The 22334-nt window shown below is 43.6% G+C and carries 21 protein-coding genes and 1 tRNA gene; 12 read left to right on the forward strand and 10 right to left on the reverse strand.

What is annotated here, in order from left to right:
* Positions 1 to 410: 410 nt before the first annotated feature.
* Entirely contained in the window at positions 411 to 1634 is a 1224-nt protein-coding gene (locus NQ542_RS12885) for a site-specific integrase (protein ID WP_005633139.1), read from the forward strand.
* 25 nt (positions 1635 to 1659) lie between these two features.
* Positions 1660 to 2799, forward strand: coding sequence for a PDDEXK nuclease domain-containing protein (locus NQ542_RS12890; RefSeq protein ID WP_005633145.1), 1140 nt, complete (start codon positions 1660 to 1662; stop codon positions 2797 to 2799).
* A gap of 150 nt (positions 2800 to 2949) precedes the next feature.
* Here NQ542_RS12890 and NQ542_RS12895 read toward each other — a convergent pair whose 3' ends face one another.
* Complete coding sequence (locus NQ542_RS12895) at positions 2950 to 3819, reverse strand: helix-turn-helix domain-containing protein (protein WP_005633148.1); 870 nt, start codon at positions 3817 to 3819, stop codon at positions 2950 to 2952.
* A 115-nt stretch (positions 3820 to 3934) separates the two neighbouring features.
* Here NQ542_RS12895 and NQ542_RS12900 point away from each other — a divergent pair, with 115 nt between their 5' ends.
* The 4 genes from NQ542_RS12900 (at position 3935) to NQ542_RS12915 (ending at position 7199) form a co-directional block, all read left to right on the forward strand.
* On the forward strand, positions 3935 to 4735 hold the full coding sequence (locus NQ542_RS12900; RefSeq protein WP_005649584.1) for a glucose 1-dehydrogenase: 801 nt from the start codon (positions 3935 to 3937) through the stop codon (positions 4733 to 4735).
* Positions 4736 to 4790: 55 nt separating this feature from the next.
* Positions 4791 to 5639 carry a glucose 1-dehydrogenase gene (locus NQ542_RS12905; protein ID WP_227945687.1) on the forward strand — a complete coding sequence of 283 codons (849 nt, stop codon included), beginning with the start codon at positions 4791 to 4793 and terminating at the stop codon, positions 5637 to 5639.
* Positions 5640 to 5752: 113 nt separating this feature from the next.
* Positions 5753 to 6256 (forward strand): DoxX family protein, encoded by a 504-nt coding sequence (locus tag NQ542_RS12910; protein ID WP_229055940.1) that lies wholly within the window; start codon positions 5753 to 5755, stop codon positions 6254 to 6256.
* The gene (locus tag NQ542_RS12915; protein WP_005633153.1) at positions 6246 to 7199 is read left to right on the forward strand and encodes a DMT family transporter; all 954 of its coding nucleotides are present in this window, start codon (positions 6246 to 6248) and stop codon (positions 7197 to 7199) included. The genes NQ542_RS12910 and NQ542_RS12915 overlap by 11 nt, the downstream gene beginning before the upstream one ends.
* Before the next feature lie 88 nt (positions 7200 to 7287).
* On the opposite strand, the gene NQ542_RS12920 is transcribed toward NQ542_RS12915, so the two are convergent.
* The 8 genes from NQ542_RS12920 to NQ542_RS12955 form a co-directional block, all read right to left on the reverse strand.
* On the reverse strand, positions 7288 to 8007 hold the full coding sequence (locus NQ542_RS12920) for a hypothetical protein (protein ID WP_005633155.1): 720 nt from the start codon (positions 8005 to 8007) through the stop codon (positions 7288 to 7290).
* Between the two features lie 4 nt (positions 8008 to 8011).
* Entirely contained in the window at positions 8012 to 8932 is a 921-nt protein-coding gene (locus tag NQ542_RS12925; RefSeq protein ID WP_005633158.1) for a relaxase/mobilization nuclease domain-containing protein, read from the reverse strand.
* Positions 8898 to 9281, reverse strand: coding sequence for a MobC family plasmid mobilization relaxosome protein (locus NQ542_RS12930; RefSeq protein ID WP_005633161.1), 384 nt, complete (start codon positions 9279 to 9281; stop codon positions 8898 to 8900). Before NQ542_RS12930 ends, NQ542_RS12925 begins: the two co-directional genes overlap by 35 nt.
* Before the next feature lie 146 nt (positions 9282 to 9427).
* Positions 9428 to 10393: a toprim domain-containing protein gene (locus tag NQ542_RS12935; RefSeq protein ID WP_005633162.1), complete on the reverse strand. Its 966-nt coding sequence runs from the start codon at positions 10391 to 10393 to the stop codon at positions 9428 to 9430.
* Between the two features lie 163 nt (positions 10394 to 10556).
* Entirely contained in the window at positions 10557 to 11636 is a 1080-nt protein-coding gene (locus NQ542_RS12940) for an AAA family ATPase (protein WP_005633163.1), read from the reverse strand.
* Positions 11636 to 11923, reverse strand: coding sequence for a helix-turn-helix domain-containing protein (locus NQ542_RS12945; protein ID WP_005633171.1), 288 nt, complete (start codon positions 11921 to 11923; stop codon positions 11636 to 11638). Before NQ542_RS12945 ends, NQ542_RS12940 begins: the two co-directional genes overlap by 1 nt.
* 125 nt (positions 11924 to 12048) lie before the next feature.
* Positions 12049 to 12957, reverse strand: a complete 909-nt coding sequence (locus NQ542_RS12950) for a hypothetical protein (RefSeq protein WP_005633173.1) — start codon at positions 12955 to 12957, stop codon at positions 12049 to 12051.
* Positions 12958 to 13196: 239 nt separating this feature from the next.
* Positions 13197 to 13280, reverse strand: a tRNA-Leu gene (locus NQ542_RS12955).
* A gap of 180 nt (positions 13281 to 13460) precedes the next feature.
* Between NQ542_RS12955 and NQ542_RS12960 the strand changes: the two genes are divergently transcribed.
* From NQ542_RS12960 to dgt, 6 genes are all read left to right on the forward strand, one after another.
* The gene (locus NQ542_RS12960) at positions 13461 to 14540 is read left to right on the forward strand and encodes a mannose-1-phosphate guanylyltransferase (RefSeq protein ID WP_005633179.1); all 1080 of its coding nucleotides are present in this window, start codon (positions 13461 to 13463) and stop codon (positions 14538 to 14540) included.
* A 300-nt stretch (positions 14541 to 14840) separates the two neighbouring features.
* Positions 14841 to 15824 carry a GSCFA domain-containing protein gene (locus NQ542_RS12965; RefSeq protein ID WP_036658198.1) on the forward strand — a complete coding sequence of 328 codons (984 nt, stop codon included), beginning with the start codon at positions 14841 to 14843 and terminating at the stop codon, positions 15822 to 15824.
* Between the two features lie 20 nt (positions 15825 to 15844).
* A complete protein-coding gene (locus tag NQ542_RS12970; protein ID WP_005633184.1) occupies positions 15845 to 18310 on the forward strand; it encodes a bifunctional UDP-N-acetylmuramoyl-tripeptide:D-alanyl-D-alanine ligase/alanine racemase in 2466 nt (821 codons plus the stop codon).
* A gap of 109 nt (positions 18311 to 18419) precedes the next feature.
* The gene (locus NQ542_RS12975) at positions 18420 to 19277 is read left to right on the forward strand and encodes an enoyl-ACP reductase FabI (protein ID WP_005633196.1); all 858 of its coding nucleotides are present in this window, start codon (positions 18420 to 18422) and stop codon (positions 19275 to 19277) included.
* A gap of 100 nt (positions 19278 to 19377) precedes the next feature.
* Entirely contained in the window at positions 19378 to 19986 is a 609-nt protein-coding gene (locus NQ542_RS12980; RefSeq protein WP_005633198.1) for an L-threonylcarbamoyladenylate synthase, read from the forward strand.
* A 14-nt stretch (positions 19987 to 20000) separates the two neighbouring features.
* Entirely contained in the window at positions 20001 to 21326 is a 1326-nt protein-coding gene (gene dgt / locus NQ542_RS12985) for a dGTP triphosphohydrolase (protein WP_005633199.1), read from the forward strand.
* Here dgt and rsgA read toward each other — a convergent pair.
* Complete coding sequence (gene rsgA / locus NQ542_RS12990; protein ID WP_005633200.1) at positions 21323 to 22255, reverse strand: ribosome small subunit-dependent GTPase A; 933 nt, start codon at positions 22253 to 22255, stop codon at positions 21323 to 21325. The genes dgt and rsgA overlap by 4 nt on opposite strands.
* Between the last annotated feature and the right edge of the window lie 79 nt (positions 22256 to 22334).

Raw genomic sequence — 22334 nt, forward strand, 5'->3', positions numbered from 1 at the left:
TAGCATCTTACTAAGTTTATATTCCAAGCTAAGAACCGCCCGCCGTGCAAACGGAACCAGAAAAGCTTTCATTGCTTTATCAAACTATTAAAGGATTTGTCCGCTCTATAAAAGAGAAAATCCTGACAATCAATATTGTCAGGATCTCTTGTACCCAGACCTGATACAAACCATAGAAATCACAGGAAAACAAAAAGAGTTTATTCTACTCATTATCAACCATTTGCACATCTCCTGTTTTCTCCATTTTTGCCCTATTTTGCCCGTTTTCTGTTATTCAGTACACTTTTAGTACACTTTGAAATATCATTTTCTTTTGCACCTTTGCAATATCGGAAAACAAAAGAAAATCAACTATTTAGTGTAATTACCCGGTTACGGTACCTAAATCGGGATAAAACCTCTAAACAATGGCAAAGTTAGAAAATAAAACGAAAGAGAACCCCAAGTTGGAGCAAAATAAGCTCTCAGACGGTAGAATAAGCCTTTACTTAGAGTATTATTTAGGTAGAGAGGAAAAGCCCGTATTGGATGAAAACGGTAATCAGGTGTATTACGAAAGTGGTAAGATGCAAGGAAGGCCAAAGTTCGCTATCAAGCATCACAGGCGAAAAGAAAACCTTAGCCTTTATCTGATAGACAAGCCCCGTACCCCTGCGGAACGGCAACAGAACAAGGAAACATTGGAACTCGCCATGCGCATACGTGCAGAGCGTGAACAGGAGTTTAAAGAAAGCATGTTGGGTTACCGCTTAAAGAAAGACAGGGCTGTTAATTTCTTGGACTACTTTCAAGCCTATATCAATAGCTATACCAAGAAAGATATTCGCATGGTGCAAATTGCGCTTAGCCGTTTCAAAGACTTCTTGAAAGAGAAGTACCCCATGAATGAATGTAGCATTAAACCGGAACTCATCACCAAAGAAATGATGGAACAGTTTGTAGCTTATCTGCAATCCCGAAGCGTTGGCGAAGGTGCTAAAAGCATTTACCAGCGTTTCAAGAAAGTTATTCGCTATGCGATAGAGCATGATGTAATGCTGAAAGACCCTTGCAAAGATGTCACCTGCAAAGTAGATAGCCAGATGCTTCGGAAAGATGTGCTTTCGCTCGAAGAAATACAAAAGCTGATGGCTTGTCATTATGACAACGAAAACCCTATAGTCAGACGAACGTTTATCTTTTGTCTGTATTGCGGTCTGCGCTTCTGTGATGTAAAAGACCTTACCTATAGGAATGTGGATTACGCAAATCGGTTATTGAAGTTTGAACAAAGTAAAACAAAGGGACATTCTGCCAGCAGTGGTGTGGTTATTCCTTTAAATGACGGTCTATTGTCTATCATTGGTGAAGCTCCAGCAGATAAAAACTGTTTGATATTCGATTTGCCTACATACGAAAGCTGCTGCAAATCGGTCAAGCGTTGGGTAAAGAGAGCCGGAATAGACAAACATATAAGCTGGCATTGTGCCCGCCATTCTTTTGCCGTGAACATTCTAAACAATGGGGCAAATATCAAGACCGTAGCCAGTCTTTTAGGACACAGCGGATTGAAGCATACCGAGAAATACACCCGTGCCGTGGATAAATTGAAAGAGGAAGCTATAAACAGCCTACCCGAACTAAAATTTTAATCATAAAAGACTTATCTTTGCGACTATGGACTTTGAAGCATTAGTAAAACATATCAGTACGATACAGAACACGTTGCAGGCACAAGCCGCACACGCTGTAAACCTCGCCCTTACTTCCCGTAACTGGCTTATGGGTTGCTATATCGTGGAATTTGAGCAGAACGGAGAAGACCGTGCCGCATACGGTGAACAACTGTTGAAAAGGCTGGAACAACGGCTGAAAACAAAAGGTCTGAATGAACGTAGATTTCGTGAATTTAGGCGGCTGTACCTTGTTTATCCACAGCTGAAAGAACCTATTGCACAGTATATTACATCGCAAATTCAAATTCGGCAGTCATTGACCGCCGAATTCACCGAACCAATTCGGCGGTTGGCGACCGCCGAATCTGAAAATAACGTTTGGAAGCTATCAGCAGAACATCCACAAGCCAAAACATCGATGATTCCGTCTGATAGATTATTCAACAGATTATCTTCCACCCATTTAAATACCATATCAGGAATTGAGAACCCGGTAAAACGTGCTTTCTATGAAATGGAAACGATTCGTGGTTGCTGGTCTGTAAAGGAGTTGGAACGACAAATAGCATCTTTATATTACGAGCGTAGCGGACTCTCCAAAAACAAAGAAGCCCTCTCCGCTTTAGTACAGCAACAAGCAACCCTATTACAACCTAAAGATGTTATCAACACCCCTGTTACCTTAGAGTTCTTAGGATTGAATGAACGTGCCTTAGTAACAGAAAACGACTTGGAGCAATCCATTCTTGACAACCTGCAACGCTTCCTGCTGGAAATGGGGCATGGATTCTGTTTTGAAGCCCGGCAAAAGCGTATCTTGATTGATGAGGATTATTTCTTTGCCGACCTCGTATTCTATCACCGCATCTTGAAATGTCATGTCATTGTGGAATTGAAGATAGACAAATTCCGCCATGAGTATGCTTCGCAACTGAATATGTATCTGAACTATTTCAAAGCGGAAGTGATGCAGCCGGATGATAATCCGCCTATCGGTATTCTGCTTTGCACAGAAAAGGGAGATACATTGGTTAAGTATGCCACTGCCGGATTAGACCCGAATATCTTCGTACAGAAGTACATGATAGAACTTCCAAGCGAGGAAGAAATAAAAGCGTTCATTGCTTCCTCAAATTACTAACCTATCATAAAAGTAATGCTGGCGAAAAGAAGAATACTGTTTTTCTTTTCGCCAGCACATATATAAATTGCCGTCAATAGAAACAAGTTTAGTCCGTTTTGGATATATAGACAAAAAAGACTAAACCTTGCAAGCAGAACCACAAATCCATTACTTTAAATTATTGCTTTGAGAATGTTCTTGCCTATATTTCAAAGATGAAATTCCATAAACCTTTTGAAACGACTTTACGAGGTAGCAAGAATCAGTATACCCCATTTTATAGGCTATCTCTTTGACTGTCATGGAACTGTTCAATAACAAATTTTCTACCATCTTCAAACGATTTCGTCCAATATACTGTTGTAGTGTTTCTTGATAATATCGTTTGAAATAAATTCCGATATAATCAGGCGAAAGATGAAATATTTTGGAAAGGCTTTCCGCCCTCAACAACTCCGGTTGGTGTATATGTTGCTGGATATACTGCAACATATATACAGCTGGGTTGGTTTCATTTATAGTAAGATATTTGACAGACAGGCACTCATCTTTAGCTTCATGAACGATATTTCTTGCAACTAAAACCAAGATACTGTTAAGCCACTGCTGTTGCAAATAGTTTGTCCCCATTTGCCTATTGTCTTCTTCCTTTCTTATAAAGTCAAAAAGCTGGAATACCATATTTTCATCCGATTTATTTAGAGAGATTTCTGCCTGACGACTGGAGTCACGAAATATCTCTGCCAGATATTTCCCTATATAGTCTTCCACATAATGAAGCACAAAACGAATAAATATATATTCACTATGCGTATCTATCGTGAAACAATGAGGGGTTTCCGGAGGAATAAGAAACAAAGAATGGGCATGATAAATAACTTCCTCAACCTTACAATCTGACTCCTTGACATAAAATCGTCCAGTTCCCTCATGCACATACACCATTTCGAAGAATGAATGCTGGTGTTCGGCAATTGGAAATATTTCATGATTGCGAATCAGAATTTCAACGGGTTGATATAAATTTTCTTTCCACATAACGAAATAGTACAATATCTTATAGCAAAGATACAATAAATTACATTTCATTCCACTTTAAATTTGCAATAAAAACAAAGAGAAAGGATTTTTAATATTCACCAAAAAAATGATTATGAGACTAAAAGACAAAACAGCACTAGTTACAGGTGCAGCATCGGGCAATGGTAGGGCAATAGCTACTTTATTCGCTCAGGAAGGTGCAAAAGTCGTCCTTGCTGACATCAATAAAGAAGGCGTGGAACAAGTTACTGCGGATTTGCAGCAGAAAGGCTGCGAGGTGTTGTCGGTGGTCATTGACGTAACCAAAGAATCGGATATTGAGCGGATGGTATCAACAGCTATTTCCGCTTTTGGGAGATTGGACATTCTGATTAACAATACTGGTATTTTTGACATGTTGGTTCCTGTTGCCGATACAGATGATGCACTTTGGGAGAAAGTATTATCTATAAACCTGACAGCTCCCATGCGAGCCATACGTTATACGATTCCCATATTCAAGGAACAAGGTGGTGGAGTAATCGTCAACACAGCATCCATAGCAGGATTGACGGGTGCAAGAGGTGGCGGAGCAGCCTATGTCGCCTCGAAACATGGCTTGGTAGGATTGACCAAACACGTGGCCTTTTGCTACAAGGAATGGAATATTCGGTGCAATGCCGTGGCTCCGGGACGTGTAGATACCAACATACGGGATAATAGCAAAAAAGCACTTCAAACATCCAGTAAAGATGGATGCTTATCCGAAGACATGGCTAAGATTACGGAAAAAATTGCAATGGGATATGCCACCAATCAGCGTAAGGCTGCTCCAGAAGAAATTGCAAAAGTTGCTCTGTTTCTAGCTTCTGATGAAGCATCATTTGTAAACGGTAGCATTTTTGTTGCCGATGGTGCTTGGACAGCTTATTGATTTTATAGTAACATTTAAATTCTCAAAGCGTATGAAAAAAATTATTTCTCTAGGAATGATTCTCATTCTCATGTTATTTGCAGGACAAGCATTCGCACAGAGTGCCAGGTTAAACAACAAAATAGCTTTGGTTACGGGAGCGGCATCTGGCAATGGAAAAGCTATCGCCACCTTGTTTGCCCAAGAAAAAGCTAAAGTCGTTCTGGTTGACATCAATAAAGTCACTTTGAATGAAGCCGTAACCTCATTGTCCAAGCAGGGATATGATGTAATAGGCGTAGAAGCGGATGTAACCAAAGAAGCCGACATTCAAAAAATGGTGGATGCTGCTTTATCCAAATATGGACGTCTGGACATACTGGTGAATAATGCAGGCATTTTTGACGAGCTGATACCGCTCGGTGAAGTCAGTGACGACTTATGGTACAAGGTAATGGAAACCAACCTGAATGCACCGATGCGAGGTATTCGTAAAGTGATTCCCATTTTTGAAAAACAGGGCGGTGGGGTCATTGTCAATACAGCTTCCATTGCCGGATTTACTGGAGCACGTGGTGGTGGAGCAGCCTATGTAGCTTCCAAACATGCTTTAATCGGATTAACCAAAAATGTGGCGTTCAACTATAAGGAAAAGAATATCCGTTGCAATGCTGTTGCCCCCGGTAGAGTAGAAACCAATCTGCGCATCAACAGTGAAAAGCTGGCCGGATCCAAAACAGCACGCGACCAGTCTATTGGAAAATGGAAAGATATTGAAGATAAGATTACAGAAGGTTACATCACGAACATGAGGAAATGTACCCCGGACGAGATAGCCAAGGTTGCTCTCTTTCTTGCTTCTGATGAAGCTTCATTCGTAAATGGCAGTATATTCGTGGCCGATGGCGGTTGGACATCATATTGATTGACTGTGAATATATGAAGCATCTTATAAATTATTTAGTGAGTAGAAATTCCTTTTCAGGGAATTTCTACTCTTTCGTAATTCTTAATTTCCGTAGCTTTTGCGGATTGATGATGTTACCTTATGGATATGGGAAGATTGTCAATTATGACAGATATGCCGCAGATTTTTTCGGTAACCCTATCTGTATCGGTAATATTCCGTCTCTGTGGCTGACTATCTTTGCCCAAACCATTTGTCCAATAATGCTTATAGTTGGATTTCAGACCAGATTGGCTGCAAGTATTTTAGCATTTAACATGTTGATTGCGGTCAAATTTCACTTCTTCGACTCATTCAATATTAAGGTATTACCTACTCTATTTTTAGGCTTATACCTTATCCAGCTGCTATTAGGAGCTGGCAAGTATTCATTGGATTATTTTCTTTTTTCCAAAATAAAAATTAGAATTAGCAAAAACGAAACAAAGGGGATACTTCTCTATCTCGTAATCTGTGGAATTAGCTGGTTCGTGTTGGCTAATTATTTTACAGGATTAGTTTCTGTTTGCCTAATTGTGTTAGCAATAACATTATACTTACTCAGTTTATATTACATAAAAGACAATGAACTTTGATTGGAAGGGACATGCCTCCATGCTTGGAGCAAATGTCATGTGGGGACTTATGTCACCGGTCTCCAAAGTTATTTTGGTAGGTGGTGCCATTACTCCCTTAGTAATAACAGATTTGCGTATTGGCGGTGCTATGATTTTATTCTGGATAACGTCTTTTTTTCAAAAGCCAGAACACGTTAATCACAAAGACTTAGTATCTTTATTTTTTGCTTCATTACTAGCCATAGTGTTTAATCAAGGATGCTTCATATTCGGAGTTAGTTTAACCTCTCCCGGAGATGCCTCCATCATTACGACAAGTATGCCGCTTTGGGCTATGATTTTAGCTGCATTCATTTTGAAAGAACCCATAACTGGGAAAAAAGTACTAGGCATTACATTGGGAGCAGGAGGTGCTTTATTGCTTATCTTGGGTAGCGGACAAAATATTCAAATAACATCCACAAACAAAGATACAGCCATATGGGGAGATTTGCTTGTTTTATTTGCCCAATTGAGTTATGCCCTTTACATTGTACTCTATAAAGATTTTGTAAATAAATATTCATTAACAACCATTATGAAATGGATGTTTACCTACTCTTTTATCTGCATGTTACCTTTCTCAGCAAAAGACTTGGCAGATGTACATTGGGGCAATTTACAAATGACTGAAATAGTTGGATTGGCTTTTATTGTGATTGGGGCAACATTCATCAGCTATATGCTTGTTGTTGTAGGACAAAAGAAATTGCGACCAACCGTAGCTGGAATGTATAATTATATCCAACCGATTGTGGCATGTATTGTTGCTGTCTGCTGGAATATAGACTCTTTTAATTTCACAAAAATAGTAGCAGTATTCCTGATTTTCGGTGGAGTATATTTAGTAACTTCCAGCCGCAGTCGAATGGAATTAGAGAAATACGAGAACTGTTCGAATAAAAAAGTACAACAATATTGACAAGCTTAAGAAAGAGCACTACACAAAGAAATGAATTTGAAAAAAGCCGAAGCGGTGAACATAGTTCATCACCCCGGCTTTACTTCGTTTATGGCTTACCCAGTTTATCAGCTTCCTTTCTCAACTGCTCGGCTTGTTCATTGAGTAGCCTTGCACGCTCCAATGCTTCCGCCTGTTTCTTGCTGCGAAATTCAAAATCTATCACAGAATCAGTCAGAATTTGAATGAAATCGTTATCCCTCTGCCAGTTGAATTTGGTTTCCAGTATATCAAGGACTTCTCCGTCTGCCCAACCCTGCATCAGCAAAAAGCGGTATTTCATATCGTTATCCTGTAACTGCTGCATCCGTGTAGCCAAACGGATATTCAACCATATGGAAGCAGAACAAAGAACCAGCACTGCCGAAAAAATAAACAATCCCGGACGAATCCAATAAGTAACCTTGTTATAAATCCGTTGATAGAACGGCAAGTGGGCAACTTCCTCTTTATCCGTCTTGTAGGAATTCAAGGTGTCAACTATTATTTTAAAATTACGATAGATTTCCAATGATATTCTCTTGGTGTCCTCGATGTGCTGCTGCTGACCTTGCATCCTGTTCCGTACATCGTCAAGTTGACTTTGGATAGTCTGCAACTTCTCCACAGGAACAGCCGGATTACTATGCAGCCTCGACAATGCCTGTTCAATCGCTCCAAACCGTTCGAGAGTTTCCTCCCGGCTAGCTGGCGTTACCTGCGCTTCCAACTTCTCTTTCAGTTCTGTTACCATAGAGAGAAGCCCCTCTAAAATCAAGTTGTCTTCCATGTCTTTACAATTTAAGTCGTTTTTTCTTTTTCTTCTTCTTTCTCAAATTCAAGTTCGGCTCTTCATCCACCGGGGACGGTGATGCAAAAAACAGACCGAGCGAACCGCTTATAAACGGACTTTCTGCGTTACTCCGTGTGGGTATTTGTTCCCGAATGGGTGCGAAAGCTGTTTGCCGTTGACTTTCGGCAACATTCAAACCTGTATCTCCGAAATATCTATCCAGTTTGGAAAAACTGAAACTGCGGTCTATCTCCGAGCCTTTGAACGTGTATTCTCCTTTGGAAAAGGATATGCCCTGTATTTCATCGGTCTGTCCCTTTCGTTTGAACTGGATAGTGATACCCTTTTCCGCTAACCTGTGCTGCAACTGCTGCCAGTTGCGGGATTTGCCGATTTCATTTTTCACAGCCGTGTAAATCTCGTATTTCGACTTGTCCGGCTCTTTCAATCGGTGCTGTTTCACCTGCTCTTTCCCCTTGGCGAAATAAAGCCCATGTTTGGCTTTCAGCTTCTTGCATACCTGTTCGTTACGGTACATATCGTTCCTGTCCGAAATAGTCTTGCCGTTGTTGTCTATACGGTTGAACACGATATGCACGTGTGGATGCTCCCGGTCTTGATGGCGCACGATGATGTACTGCGTATCGGTGATTTTCATTTCACGCATATACTCCTGTGCAAGCTGTACCACCTTCTCGTCTGTCAATTTGGGTGCGTCCACTGCCGAATAGCTTAGTGCAATATGTCCAACCGGCTTTTTCAAGTCGGGATTCATCCCGGTCTGCATACAGAAACTGCGGATTATATCGCTCCGGCTCTCGGTCAGAACCCCATCCGCATGAAGCAAAACCGCCTGCTCCTTACCAAGCACATAGTTCACACAGCCCTTAAAACCGCTTCCTTTTTTTATTTTTCCAATCATCCGACAAATGGTTTATGATTTCAACAATCCTATCTTTGAGTTTCACCAATTCCACCGCCACCAATGCGAAACCTCCGGCATTTGCCCTATGCGCCAGCTGGTTGATATTGTTGGCTTCCCCTACCAGCTTGCGGATAGCATCTGCATCCTGCCTGTTCAGCCGGGGTATGACCTCTGCCGAAATAACTGCTTGCCGGACATATTCACTGATGCGCACCCCGGCTTCCCCGGCTCGCTTCCTGATGGCGTAATACTGCAACTCGGTCAGCTTCGTACTGACTACCTTTTTCTGCTTTTCCGTCCGTTTCTTTGCCGGACGACCGCCCGGCTTATCCTGTATCCTTTTCATGTCTTTTTACTTTTTGATGGTATCTTAGAAATTGCGACCAACGGGAGCGGTTTCCTTTGCGGTGAGCAAAGCAAGGTGGTTTCGGTCTACCGAAACATAACCTTGCTCTCCCTATGAAACCGCCAGCCGCTGGCAATCCTGCCGGATTAAATGCCCCTACCTCTCTTTTGTTTTTGGACGGCACATTGTCCGGTTTTCTGCTTCGTTTCCTGTACTTGGCTGGCTGCGTTTTTCTGTTCCTGCTTCCTGCCGCACAAGTAATCGTTCAAGTCCGAATATCCCCTGTAATTGTGCGAGAAGTCACGCACACGGTAGGAGTATTCTAATTCGATAGCCCGTGTCGCCTTATACCCCGCCTCGTCATTGTCGAGCATACAGTGGATGCGTTCATACGGGTATAGCACATCAATGGCTTTCGGCACATTGACAGTCGAGTTAAGAATAACATAGTCCTGCCTGTCAAGGTCAGGCATGGTCGGACAGTTCTTCATGCGGAGCGTAAGGAAAGAGAGGTAGTCCATGAATCCCTCGAATACCAGACACTTCTCTCTCGGCTCTCCCTGCTGCCGTATATGGGTGATGTCTTTCGGGGCAATACAGCCTTTGAAAAAGGAATTGCGAACCTCGTAACCTCCTGCCATGTTCGGGAACCCGATAGCAAAGAATGGCTTCCCGTTATTGGTAAAATGAAGTTCCTTACATTCTCTTTTTGCCAGCTCAATATTGATACCCCGTCCCTGCAAATAACGGAGCAATGCCGGATGAGTTAAGTCCCGGACTTCCAAATGTTGGAAACTTGGTTCTGTCCTACACTGGGGAAAAGAAAAACTGACTGGGCGAACATTCGGGGTCTGCTCTTCTATCCTCTTTAAAAGGTAGGGCAGACTGTCGGAAAAGTAAAGTTCCTTTGCCAGGGCAATGATGTTGCCGCCTTTTCCTGCGCCAAAGTCATACCAAAGGTTGCGGTCTGTATTCACCTTAAAGGACGCTTCGTGTTCCTCTCTCAATGGTGATTTATACCATAAACCGTTACCCTGCCGCTTGACGGGCGAATAACCTAAACTATGCAGATAATCTGCGATGGGTATTTGTTTCACATCTTCGATGTTCATAATATTTTCTTTTTGGGGATTAAAAAATCGTTGAAAAGTGCGCCAGTCCTGTTTAGTCCGTCATATATATACCCGTACCATACTAAACCTGCCTGCTGTCGATACCGGGAAACAGACAGTCCGTTCCGCTTATATATACACCCGGACTAAACCAAACCGACTTTTAATAATGAAAATCGGGATTGTAGCGATAGCCCTTACCCTCTTTCACAATCATGCGCTTGTTCACAAGGAACTTGTTAAGCGACACAAGGACATTGCGTCCACGCTCATAACCTATACTTGCGTAACCTTGTTTCAATGCCGCTATCACATTGGAATAGCCTTGTACAACCTGCTTGCCAAAACCGTTCTCCAATGCTTCCCGGTGCTGCTGTTCCGTCAGCTCTGTAAGCGGAAAGTTCCTGTCTTGTTTGGGTTGCTGGAATACATAACCGTCCATGACTTCGGGCAAAGCGTTGTCATTGATGCGAAATGCGAACGGGTCAAACTCCCGGTCACGTATATGCATCGCCTTTACTTCGCTTATATTGCCGTCCTGCGTGCTTTTCGTGATTTGCAGGACGGTTTCAGCTTTGTTGTTCAGCTCTGTACCGATATGTCCTCTTGTGTTATCATCCCCCTTGTTCAAATGCAGTACGGTATGGATATGCAGATTATACCCACTTGACCAGCGCATCAAAAGGTTGATTAGGTCGGTCGATTCGCTCGGACTGTTGATGTCGTACATCAAATCACGGATTCCGTCAATGATGAGCAACCCCACATCGGGCATATTCTCTAACATATAGCCAATTATCTGCTTACGTTTGTCGGGGGTCTGCTCCCTTAACACAATGAAAACAAAATCGTCCACATCTTTATCGGTCGGCAGTCCGGCAAGGCGCAAAATACGTTCCATGACCTTATGGCAATGGTACTTGCTCTGCTCGGTATCAACATAGAGAATTTTGCGCTTGTTCGGTGGCAGATATGCCGAATACTTCAAAACCTCGTCATTCTTCAATGCTGCCGCAACAATGGCGGAAATGTTGAATGTCTTTTTGCTCTTGGCTTTGCCTGTGGATGCACTGAAATTGCCCAACGTGCCGATAGTAGAACCGTTCACCCAAAGAATTTCGGGCGGTACTTCATAAGTGTCCGTCACCTTTAGACGAATGGTTTTCCAAAGGGCTGCAAAATCTTCTTTCGTCATGGCTGTACCTTGTCCGATTTCCTCTTTCGTCTTGTTTTCCATAGCCATTATTTCTTTAGAGGACGGTTAAGGATATACTTCTGCGCTTCCTGCTCTATCTGCGCCTGCGTCTTCACCGGGTTCTGACGCAACCATGCTTCCAGCTCAGCCTTTTCAAAATAAAGCATTTTGCCCTGCGGCTTGTAATGGGGTATCAAGTTACCCGAAGTCAGCTTGTACAGGTAACTTTTAGAAAGGTTCAAGAACCTGCTCGCTTCATCGAAGCTAAGCACGTTCTTTGAAAGGAACAACATCTTTTCGAGTTCGGAAACTCTTAACTCCAAGTCTTTTTCCATATCGTTTGGGATTTTAGGTGAAACAATATGAAGGTGCGCACCCTCGTCTTTTGTGTTAACGGGAGCAAAGTTAAGAGGTTGAAAATGAAGTCTAATTGACCTTTGTTTGAGCGTTCAATCTATGCTCAACCTTTTTGCAGTTGTTTGATGTATTTGTCTATAATTTCATATCCTTTCGGATAGATGTTCTTCGCCTGGTCTGTCGCACTCGACAAGTCAGTGCGTGTAAGCGGTTCTCCTTTTATCTTCTTCAATATCAACTTGTTGTTTGCTATAACTGACTGCCACTCATAAATGATGTAGTTATAACAGCTGAGTTGCATCATTAGGTAAGCCAACAGACGGGTATTATTAACTTTCAATACACCGTCCAACTTACAGTTGAAAAAATCGGTAAGTATTTTGGTGCTGACAGTAGTAGTAAACATATTCGTTTCGTTCACACATTCAGTCAGAAGTTTGATTTCATTGGCTTTCAAAGTGGATTTGAAAGGATTGCTTTTGCCCACAATCTTGGCTGGAGTGGTTTCTACACTTTCATCTTTTTCTTTTGGCAAGACTTGTTCTTTAGTGGCAACAGAATCTGTATAGTATTTGCTCTCCTGCTCTTGCAGAAAGTACAAATACTTGGAAAGTACCACAAGGCTAACGATGATGGAAAAATAGGGAAGCCGTTCATCATAGCAAGACGGTTCATGCAAATATGCGTCCATATCAAAATCAGAACAACGGAAAGCGATGTACTTTTTCCTCTCATCAGAAGTCAAGTCCTCAAAATAACCGCTTTCCCACAAAAAATCGGGAATATCCATATCCTGTACAATGTCACGCACGACACGGTATTTTTGCTGAATGGCTACTATATTTTCGGTAACACGGAAAATTTCCTGCCGCAAATAATCCTTTATCTGAGCCTTTGTCAGATATTCACGCTTTAAAAATAGTGCATCAACTTTAGTTTTATAGTCATGCGCTACGCAACTATCTAATATCCTCTGTATCGCTCTGAAATTGGTTTCTATATGATTTTCCATAACTGTACCTTTATAAATTTGTTCTCAGATACAAATATAAGGTGGAAATCGCATTTTCCGAGAAAACATTAGCAAGAATAAGACAGAAAAGAACGCATAAGAGTTAAGAAATCATAAAGATGAAAGAATGAAAACCACAAAAGTACACTCTATTCTTGTTTTTGTCGCTCAGTACACATTTAGTACGCCTTATAGAAAGAAAAAACCCTGATAATCAGTCGATTATCAGGGTTTATTAGTACCCAGACCCGGGATCGAACCGGGATGGAAGTGAATCCATTGGTGTTTGAGACCAACGCGTCTACCAATTCCGCCATCTGGGCATTTGCTTTGAGTAAGTTTGTTTCTCATTTGCGTTGCAAAGGTAGACATTATTTTTAAACCTGCAAACATTTTCCTCTTTTTTTTCATTTTATATCTTCTTAGGATTTATGGATAAACGAAATCCCGGAATATTTCGTTAACTTTGTAAGAGTATAACTAAAAAAACAACCTGGATCATCATGAAAGATAATTATTGCGTTATCATGGGCGGTGGGATCGGAAGCCGTTTCTGGCCTTTCAGCAGAGAAAGTTACCCTAAACAGTTTCTTGACTTTTTCGGTACAGGCCGGTCGCTACTACAGATGACATTCGATCGTTTCTCCAAGATTATTCCGATCGAAAATATCTATATTGTAACAAATGAGCAATACGCTTCACTTGTAAAAGAGCAACTGCCAGAGTTGGGAAAATCGCAGATATTATTGGAACCGGCACGTCGTAATACAGCTCCTTGCATCGCTTATGCGGCATATCATATCAAAGCTTGCAACCCGAATGCAAATATTGTTGTCGCACCTTCCGATCATCTGATTCTGAAAGAGGACATTTTCCTGAAAGATGTGCAGAAAAGCCTCGACTTCGTAAAAGACAACAATGCACTAGTTACGTTAGGCATTAAACCGAGCCGTCCTGAAACAGGCTACGGATATATCCAAAGCAGCGATATCATGCTGGACGAATTCACGAAAGTGAAAACTTTTACTGAAAAGCCGGATTTGGAACTGGCAAAAGTATTCATGGAGAGCGGCGAGTTTTTCTGGAATTCCGGTCTTTTCGTCTGGAACGTCAACACCATTTTAGAAGCATTCTCCAAATTTCTCCCCGATATCTCCCTCCGTTTCGATTTGGGCAAAGAAAAATTCAACACAGCGGAAGAACGAGATTTCATCGCCGAGAACTTCCCTTACTGCCTGAATATCTCCATCGACTACGGGATCATGGAAAAAGCGGACAACGTATATATGCTCTGTGTTGACTTCGGCTGGGCCGACCTCGGGACATGGGGATCGCTGTTTGACCTGGCGAAGAAAGACGAACAAAACAATGCGCTCCTAAAAAGTGAAGCGATAATGTACGAAAGCAACGGCAATATCGTTGCCCTCGACAATCCGAAACGCCTCACCGTCATACAGGGCATCAATGATTGCATCGTGGCCGAGTCCGGCAATGTTCTCCTGATCTGCAAGAAAGAGGACGAACAACGCATCAAACAATTCGTTGCCGATGCACAGATGAAATATGGGAAAGAGTTTAATTAACTGATAATCGCCAATTAATCAGGCATCTCATAATGATCAAAAAAATGACAATTGACAATCAAAGGCCTGCCTTTTTGTTGTCAATTGTCATTTTTTATTTCTTTCCACCTGTAAAAAGCCAAATTTGCGATTATATGTGTTTAAACCAAAAGTGTCGAAGTCCGAAACAATGACAGCTTATGCTCACAGATAAATATCCAACTCGAAAAGGAGATAAAATTTACCTATTTGAAAAAAGTTGCATAAACTTGTAAAGGAAGTGATTGAAAAACGAATAAATATATGGCAATTAAATACAATATGGAATTTTACACCCACATCACAATCCCCAAAACCCCATTTACATTTTCCTATACGGTGCAAACGGTTCTGCTTGGTTCCTGCTTTGCCGAGAACATAGGAAAAAAATTGGAGGGAAACAAGTTCAAGACCGATTTGAACCCATTCGGTACGCTTTATAATCCTTCGTCCATAGCCGAAGCGATTCGCATGTTACTTCAGCCGGAACAGTTCACAGGAGATGATCTTTTTCAGCATGAAGGGATTTATCATAGCTTCAGCCATCACAGCCGTTTTTCCTCACCTTCGGAAACGGAATGCTTAGCCAACATCAATAGGCGACTGTTCAGTTCCGCTGACACGATACTGAAAGCCCAACGGATGATCCTTACTTTCGGCACGGCATGGGTCTACAAGCTGAAAAGTTCGGGAAAGGTCGTATCCAATTGCCATAGGCTGCCAGAAAAGATGTTCGACCGACAGTTACTTACCGTAGGAGAAATCGTAGCGGAATGGAAAAGTCTGCTTCTATCGCTTTGGAAACAGAATCCAGAGCTGAAGATACTTTTCACCGTCAGTCCGATCCGCCATTGGAAAGACGGAGCACACGGTAACCAGCTCAGCAAAGCTACCCTCCTGCTTGCCATCGACGCTCTGCAAAAGGAATTCCCGGAACACACCGCCTATTTCCCAGCTTACGAAATCATGATGGACGAATTGAGGGAGTACCGTTTCTATGCCGACGATATGCTGCATCCATCCACCACGGCGATCGAATATATCTGGGAACGGTTCACAGGCAGCATGCTTTCACCTGATTCGCTGTCAATTCTTAAAGAATGGAAGGATATCCAAAAGGCCATTAACCACAAGCCGTTTCAACCGGAAAGCGAAGCCTATAAACGATTCATCTCGCAAACTTTGTTAAAGATGGAACGACTTAACGAGAAATTCCCTTACTTTGATATGACAAATGAAGTCGAAATGATTAAAAAGAAGTTCTAAACTTAATTATAGAGAAAAGAATGGAATATTCAATTAAAGAAATCGCCGGGATAATTGGAGCTGACGCCCAAAAATTATATGACGCACCTGTCAGTATATTGCTTACCGACAGCCGCCGTCTTTCATTCCCCGAACAAAGTCTATTCTTTGCCCTCCAGACAAAGACCAACGACGGACATAATTATATACAAGGATTATATAAATTACGTGTACGCAACTTCGTAGTCAGCACTTTTTTACCGGAGTTCGAATCGATGCCTGAAGCAAACTTCCTTGTCGTCAAGGATACACTGAAAGCACTCCAGAAGTTAGCGGCCCATCACCGGAAACGTTTCAATATTCCGGTAATCGGCATTACGGGAAGCAACGGGAAAACGATTGTAAAAGAGTTTCTTTATCAATTATTGCACAACGAGTTCAACATCGTCCGCTCCCCCCGGAGCTACAACTCGCAATTGGGGGTTCCGCTGTCGGTATGGCAGATGAGCGACAAGAATACATTAGGCATCTTCGAAGCAGGCATTTCCCAGCCGGACGAAATGGAACGCCTTCAACCGATCATCGCACCAACCATCGGCGTAATCACAAACATAGGGGAAGCGCATCAGGAGAACTTTATCTCTTCCACGCAGAAATGTCTAGAAAAGCTGACGTTGTTCAACGACTGCGAAGCAATCATCTATGACGGCGACGATGCTTTTATCGCCAACTGCATCGAGTCGGCCTGCCTGTCCCACAAAGCAATCACTTGGAGTCGGACAGACTCGGAAGCCCCTTTGTATATCGAGTCGATCAAGAAACTGGATTCCGAAACCATTATCCGCTGCACGCTTTTAGGTTTCGACCGGACATACACGATTCCTTTTACGGACGACGCTTCTATCGAAAACGCCATCCACTGTATGGCCGTGATGTTGTATCTGAAACCGACAAGCGTAAACGATATCGAAAAATTCAAGCGCCTCGAACCGGTTGCCATGCGCTTGGACGTAAAGCAGGGTATCAACAACTGCCTATTGATAAACGACACCTACAATTCGGATATCAATTCTTTGGATATCGCCCTCGACTTCCAACAGAGCCGCCGCGTAGAGAAGAATTTAAAATGCACACTAATCCTTTCAGACATCCTGCAATCGGGAACGTTACCGAAGTCTCTTTATAAGAAAGTTGCGGACTTGGTGCGCAGAAAGAAGATCGATCGCATTATCGGTATCGGCCGTGACTTGAAAGAGTACGGAGGTGCTTTCGATATCGAAAAAGAATTTTACCTGACAACGGATGAATTCATCAAGTCTCCGTCTTTCAAAAAGTTCAAAGACGAATTGATCCTGATAAAAGGCTCCCGCCAATTTCATTTCGAACGTATATCCGAGCTGCTGGAAAAGAAAGTGCATGAGACGATCTTGGAAGTGAACCTGGATGCCGTTGTCCATAACTTCAACTATTACCGCTCAAAGCTGAAGCCAGAAACTAAAATGGTCTGCATGGTCAAGGCTTTCGGATACGGAGCCGGTTCCTATGAACTGGCAAAGACACTGCAAGAACATCGTTGCGACTACCTGGCTGTTGCCGTTGCCGACGAAGGAGAAGAACTGCGCAAGGAAGGCATCTCGATCCCGCTTATCGTCATGAATCCGGAATTCAGCAGCTTCAATGTCTTGTTTGAAAACCAGCTGGAGCCGGAAGTGTACAGTTTCCGTCTGCTCGACGCAATGATAAAAGAGACGGAACGCAGGGGCATCACCTCTTATCCGATCCATATCAAGATCGACACGGGAATGCACCGTTTAGGCTTCCAGCCGGAAGATGTACCGGAGGTTTGCCGTCGCCTGAAAGAACAGAGCGGCGTAGTAGCTCGCTCCGTATTCTCACATCTCGTAGGCAGCGACTCCTATATCTTCGACGATTTCACAAAAAAGCAACTGGATACGTTCACCCGCGTGGCAGCAGAACTGGAAGCCGGGTTGGAATACAAGGTGATCAAGCATATCCTGAACTCGGCCGGAATAGAACGGTTCACCGATTATCAGATGGATATGGTACGTCTCGGCATCGGCCTGTATGGAGTCAGTGCCTCCGGTCAGAAAGGGTTGCGTAACATCAGCACGCTGAAGACGACTATCTTGCAGATACAAAACGTTCCGGCAGGCGATTCCATCGGCTACAGCCGGATGAGCTATGTAAAGCGCGATTCCCGCATCGCGATTATCCCGATCGGTTATGCCGACGGCTTGGACCGTCATTTCAGCAATGGTGGTGGCGAGGTCGTGATTAATGGCCACCGTTGCCCGATCATTGGCAATATCTGTATGGATGCCTGCATGATCGATGTCACCGATACCGACGCACACGAAGGAGACTCCGTCATCATTTTCGGCGAAGAACTCCCTGTCAGCGAACTTTCGGACAAACTAAAGACCATCCCATACGAGATACTTACCTCTATCTCGCCGAGGGTAAAAAGAGTGTACTACAGGGAATAAATATCCGGGGGCCCTATCCTGTCCCAGACTTGAAGGGGTTTCATGTAAGCGATTGCGTATCTTGCACATTTTTACTATCTTTGTGCCGTAACATATTAAAATAAAAGGTATGAGTCATAATTTATTGAAAGGCAAGCGAGGCATTATATTCGGTGCGCTGAATGACATGTCCATCGCCTGGAAGGTGGCTGAAAAAGCCGTAGAAGAAGGAGCAACGATCACACTGAGCAATACACCGATCGCCGTTCGTATGGGACAGGTGGATGCTCTGGCTGAGAAGTTGCACGCCGAAGTTATTCCGGCGGATGCTACGAGCGTGGAAGATTTGGAAACGGTTTTCTCTAAATCAGTAGAAATATTAGGGGGTAAGATAGATTTCGTTTTACATTCCATCGGCATGAGCCCGAACGTGCGTAAGAAACGCACTTACGACGATTTGGACTACAGCATGTTGGAAAAGACACTGGATATCTCCGCAATCTCTTTTCACAAGATGTTGCAGGTTGCCAAAAAGCAGGATGCCATTGCCGAATACGGTTCAGTGATCGCCCTCTCATATGTGGCAGCACAACGTACATTCTTCGGATATAACGACATGGCAGATGCCAAGAGCCTACTGGAATCCATTGCCCGCAGTTTCGGCTACATCTATGGCCGTGAAAAGAACGTGCGTATCAATACCATTTCCCAGTCACCGACATTGACTACAGCCGGTAGTGGCGTGAAAGGCATGGATCATTTGATGGATTTCGCCGAAAAGATGAGCCCGCTGGGCAATGCCACAGCCGACGAATGTGCAGACTATTGCGTTATGATGTTCTCCGACCTCACCCGCAAAGTCACAATGCAGAACCTCTACCACGACGGTGGCTTCTCAAGCATGGGTATGAGCCTTCGTGCCATGAACCAGTACAGCAAAGGTCTGGAAGAATATACCGACGAAAACGGACACATCATTTACGGTTAAGCCGTAAATCAGGTGAAAGCGGAAAGGTGAAAGAGGAAAGTTTACTTCGTGTTTTCTCAAACTTTCAGCTTTCAACTTTCAATTTTCAACTCATAACGCTATGCTCGTAAAAATATACCCCGAAAACCCCAATCTCAGGGAGATAGACAAGGTGGTCAATATCATGCGCGACGGTGGCCTCGTGATTTACCCGACCGACACCGTTTATGCCATCGGTTGTGACGCGTTGAATGTGCGTGCAGTCGAAAAGATCTGCCAGCTGAAAGGCGTCAACCCGCAGAAAAGTAACCTGTCCATTATCTGTTATGATCTTTCCAATCTGAGCGAATACGCCAAAGTGAGCAACGCTGCTTTCAAGTTGATGAAGAAAAACCTACCGGGCGCCTTTACCTTCATCTTGCCGACCAGCAGTGAGCTACCAAAAATCTACAAGAACAGAAAAGAGGTAGGGATCCGCGTGCCGGACAATAATATCATCCGTACACTTGTACGGGAACTCGGAAATCCGATTTTGACCATGTCTTTGCATGACAAAGACGAGATCATCGAATACAGTACCGACCCCGAACTGATCGAGGAGAAGTATGAAAACCTAGTGGACATCGTCATCGACGGCGGTTACGGAGGTACGGAAGCCTCGACCGTCATCAACTGCACAACAGACGACTTTGAAATCATCCGCCAAGGAAAAGGAGAATTAATCTATTAAGCAAACAAGACAAGATGAACTGGAATCAATTACTCTCCGGCAAACGTTTCGGAATGGAAGAATATCACGAACGCAAACATGAACGCACCGATTTTCAGCGAGACTACGACCGCCTGATCTTTTCCTCCCCTTTCCGCCGTTTACAGAACAAGACTCAGGTATTCCCCCTACCGGGCAGTATATTCGTGCACAACCGTTTGACACATAGCTTAGAGGTCTCCTGTGTAGGACGCTCATTAGGCAACAATGTCGCCAAAGGCCTGATGCTGAAATATCCCGACGGAAGCGTCAATTTCCCGGAAATAGGTTCCATCGTCTCAGCCGCCTGTCTTGCCCACGACATGGGCAACCCGCCATTCGGACATTCAGGAGAACGGGCGATCTCCGCTTACTTTGCTGAAGGTAACGGAAAAAAGTTACAGGAAAAGATTCTCAACGAAGGAGGGCGCTATGAAGACTTTCTTCATTTCGAAGGGAATGCGAACGCCATGCGTCTGCTCACCCACCAGTTCATCGGGCGCCGCAAAGGGGGCTTTGCCCTGACATACAGCACGCTTGCCTCCATCATCAAATATCCGTATTCTTCCGTTTACGCAGGGAAGAAAGGAAAATTCGGTTTCTTCCAGTCGGAAGAGGAGGCTTACCTGCGCATTGCCAACGAATTAGGCATTAGCCGGAACCCGGAAGACGCAAATAGGTTCGTCCGCTATCCGCTTGTTTATTTGGTGGAAGCAGCTGACGATATCTGCTACCAGATCATGGATATCGAGGATGCCTACAAACTGCATATCCTAACAACGGAAGAAGCCATCCGGTTGCTCCTCAATTTTTTCGAAGGGGAACGCCTCGACCATATTGTCCGTGTCATGAAGATGGTAGACGATACCAACGAACAGATCGCCTACTTACGTTCCTGTATCATCGGCCTCTTGGTTGACGAATGTTCCCGCATCTTCCTCGAAAACGAAGAGGATATCCTCAGCGGAACATACAACACTCCGCTTATCGATAACATTTGCGATCAGGCAAAAGCCGCATACGACACCTGCTCAAAAACCGCTTACAAAAAGATATACCGCGCCAAAGAAGTTTTAGACATTGAACTAGCAGGTTACCATATCTTCAGTCATTTGATCGACACGCTGACAGAAGCTGTCATGAACCAGGATCATGCCTACAGTAAGCTCCTGTTGCAACGCATCCCGGAACAGTACGACACAAACGCACCGACCGTCTACGGCAAAGTACAATGCGTCCTCGATTATATCTCCGGCATGACAGATGTATATGCATTGGATTTATACCGCAAGATCACAGGTATGAGCTTGCCGGCAGTCTAATATTCTTCCCTATACTTGCTCTCCTGTTTATCATCAAGAATACTCAGGTAGCTTTTATATCGCGATTCGCTGATATAATGTTCTTCTACGGCACGCAAGACGGCACAGCCCGGCTCATGGCGGTGAGAGCAGTTATTGAATTTGCAATCAGCGGAGAATTTGAATATTTCAGGGAAGTAATGAGCGATTTCCGCACCTTCCATTTCGATCGTGCCAAAACCTTTGATACCTGGAGTGTCAATCAGGTAACCGCCATCCGACAAAGGAATCATCTCAGAGAAGGTGGTAGTATGCATTCCCTTGTTATGGTATTCGGAGATATCGCCGGTACGGAGATTGACACCTGGGATCAGTTTATTGATAATAGTTGATTTCCCCACACCTGAATGACCCGACAATAAAGTGATTCTCCCTTTAAGGTCTTCTCTCAACACATCCAAGCCCTCTTCGGTACGGGCACAAAGCATAGAGCAAGGATAGCCGATCGTCGTATACAGAGTGACCAAATCGTCCAATAATTCCCGGTCACCGCCATGATAGCGATCTATTTTGTTGAAGACTAACTTCACCGGCACACGATAAGCCTCGGCTGTAGCAAGAAAACGGTCGATAAAAACGGTAGTGGTAATCGGATAGTTGACTGTCACGATCAGCATCGCCTGGTCTACGTTCGCGGCGATAATATGCGACTGCTTGGAAAGATTGGAAGCGCGGCGGATGATGTAATTCTTCCGGTCTTCGATCTTGGTGATAAAGGCGGTCCCTTCGGTATTGATATCAATATCGACCCGGTCTCCGACCGCAACAGGATTGGTGGTACGGATATCTTTCAGGCGGAAATTTCCTTTGATCTTACTTTCTATATCGCGACCATCATCGGTGCGTACGGTATACCAGCTACCCGTATTCTTAATAACCAATCCCCTCATGTTAATTGAAAGTTGAAAGTTGAAAGTTGAAAATTGAAAGAAAGGATCTATTCCGTCACTTTCAACTCTCAACTTTCAA

Origin of the sequence: Parabacteroides merdae ATCC 43184 (assembly GCF_025151215.1) — a bacterium.
GTDB classification, from domain to species: domain Bacteria; phylum Bacteroidota; class Bacteroidia; order Bacteroidales; family Tannerellaceae; genus Parabacteroides; species Parabacteroides merdae.

What these genes read in the sequence shown, in the direction of transcription:
- NQ542_RS12975 (WP_005633196.1), top strand. Translation starts at nt 18,420, where the DNA reads ATGAGTCATAATTTATTGAAAGGCAAGCGAGGCATTATATTCGGTGCG.
- NQ542_RS12920 (WP_005633155.1), bottom strand. Translation starts at nt 8,007, where the DNA reads ATGGAAGACAACTTGATTTTAGAGGGGCTTCTCTCTATGGTAACAGAA.
- NQ542_RS12895 (WP_005633148.1), bottom strand. Translation starts at nt 3,819, where the DNA reads ATGTGGAAAGAAAATTTATATCAACCCGTTGAAATTCTGATTCGCAAT.
- dgt (WP_005633199.1), top strand. Translation starts at nt 20,001, where the DNA reads ATGAACTGGAATCAATTACTCTCCGGCAAACGTTTCGGAATGGAAGAA.
- NQ542_RS12945 (WP_005633171.1), bottom strand. Translation starts at nt 11,923, where the DNA reads ATGGAAAAAGACTTGGAGTTAAGAGTTTCCGAACTCGAAAAGATGTTG.
- NQ542_RS12925 (WP_005633158.1), bottom strand. Translation starts at nt 8,932, where the DNA reads ATGATTGGAAAAATAAAAAAAGGAAGCGGTTTTAAGGGCTGTGTGAAC.
- NQ542_RS12890 (WP_005633145.1), top strand. Translation starts at nt 1,660, where the DNA reads ATGGACTTTGAAGCATTAGTAAAACATATCAGTACGATACAGAACACG.
- NQ542_RS12930 (WP_005633161.1), bottom strand. Translation starts at nt 9,281, where the DNA reads ATGAAAAGGATACAGGATAAGCCGGGCGGTCGTCCGGCAAAGAAACGG.
- NQ542_RS12980 (WP_005633198.1), top strand. Translation starts at nt 19,378, where the DNA reads ATGCTCGTAAAAATATACCCCGAAAACCCCAATCTCAGGGAGATAGAC.
- NQ542_RS12960 (WP_005633179.1), top strand. Translation starts at nt 13,461, where the DNA reads ATGAAAGATAATTATTGCGTTATCATGGGCGGTGGGATCGGAAGCCGT.
- rsgA (WP_005633200.1), bottom strand. Translation starts at nt 22,255, where the DNA reads ATGAGGGGATTGGTTATTAAGAATACGGGTAGCTGGTATACCGTACGC.
- NQ542_RS12915 (WP_005633153.1), top strand. Translation starts at nt 6,246, where the DNA reads ATGAACTTTGATTGGAAGGGACATGCCTCCATGCTTGGAGCAAATGTC.
- NQ542_RS12885 (WP_005633139.1), top strand. Translation starts at nt 411, where the DNA reads ATGGCAAAGTTAGAAAATAAAACGAAAGAGAACCCCAAGTTGGAGCAA.
- NQ542_RS12935 (WP_005633162.1), bottom strand. Translation starts at nt 10,393, where the DNA reads ATGAACATCGAAGATGTGAAACAAATACCCATCGCAGATTATCTGCAT.
- NQ542_RS12910 (WP_229055940.1), top strand. Translation starts at nt 5,753, where the DNA reads ATGTTACCTTATGGATATGGGAAGATTGTCAATTATGACAGATATGCC.
- NQ542_RS12950 (WP_005633173.1), bottom strand. Translation starts at nt 12,957, where the DNA reads ATGGAAAATCATATAGAAACCAATTTCAGAGCGATACAGAGGATATTA.
- NQ542_RS12970 (WP_005633184.1), top strand. Translation starts at nt 15,845, where the DNA reads ATGGAATATTCAATTAAAGAAATCGCCGGGATAATTGGAGCTGACGCC.
- NQ542_RS12940 (WP_005633163.1), bottom strand. Translation starts at nt 11,636, where the DNA reads ATGGCTATGGAAAACAAGACGAAAGAGGAAATCGGACAAGGTACAGCC.
- NQ542_RS12905 (WP_227945687.1), top strand. Translation starts at nt 4,791, where the DNA reads ATGATTCTCATTCTCATGTTATTTGCAGGACAAGCATTCGCACAGAGT.
- NQ542_RS12900 (WP_005649584.1), top strand. Translation starts at nt 3,935, where the DNA reads ATGAGACTAAAAGACAAAACAGCACTAGTTACAGGTGCAGCATCGGGC.
- NQ542_RS12965 (WP_036658198.1), top strand. Translation starts at nt 14,841, where the DNA reads ATGGAATTTTACACCCACATCACAATCCCCAAAACCCCATTTACATTT.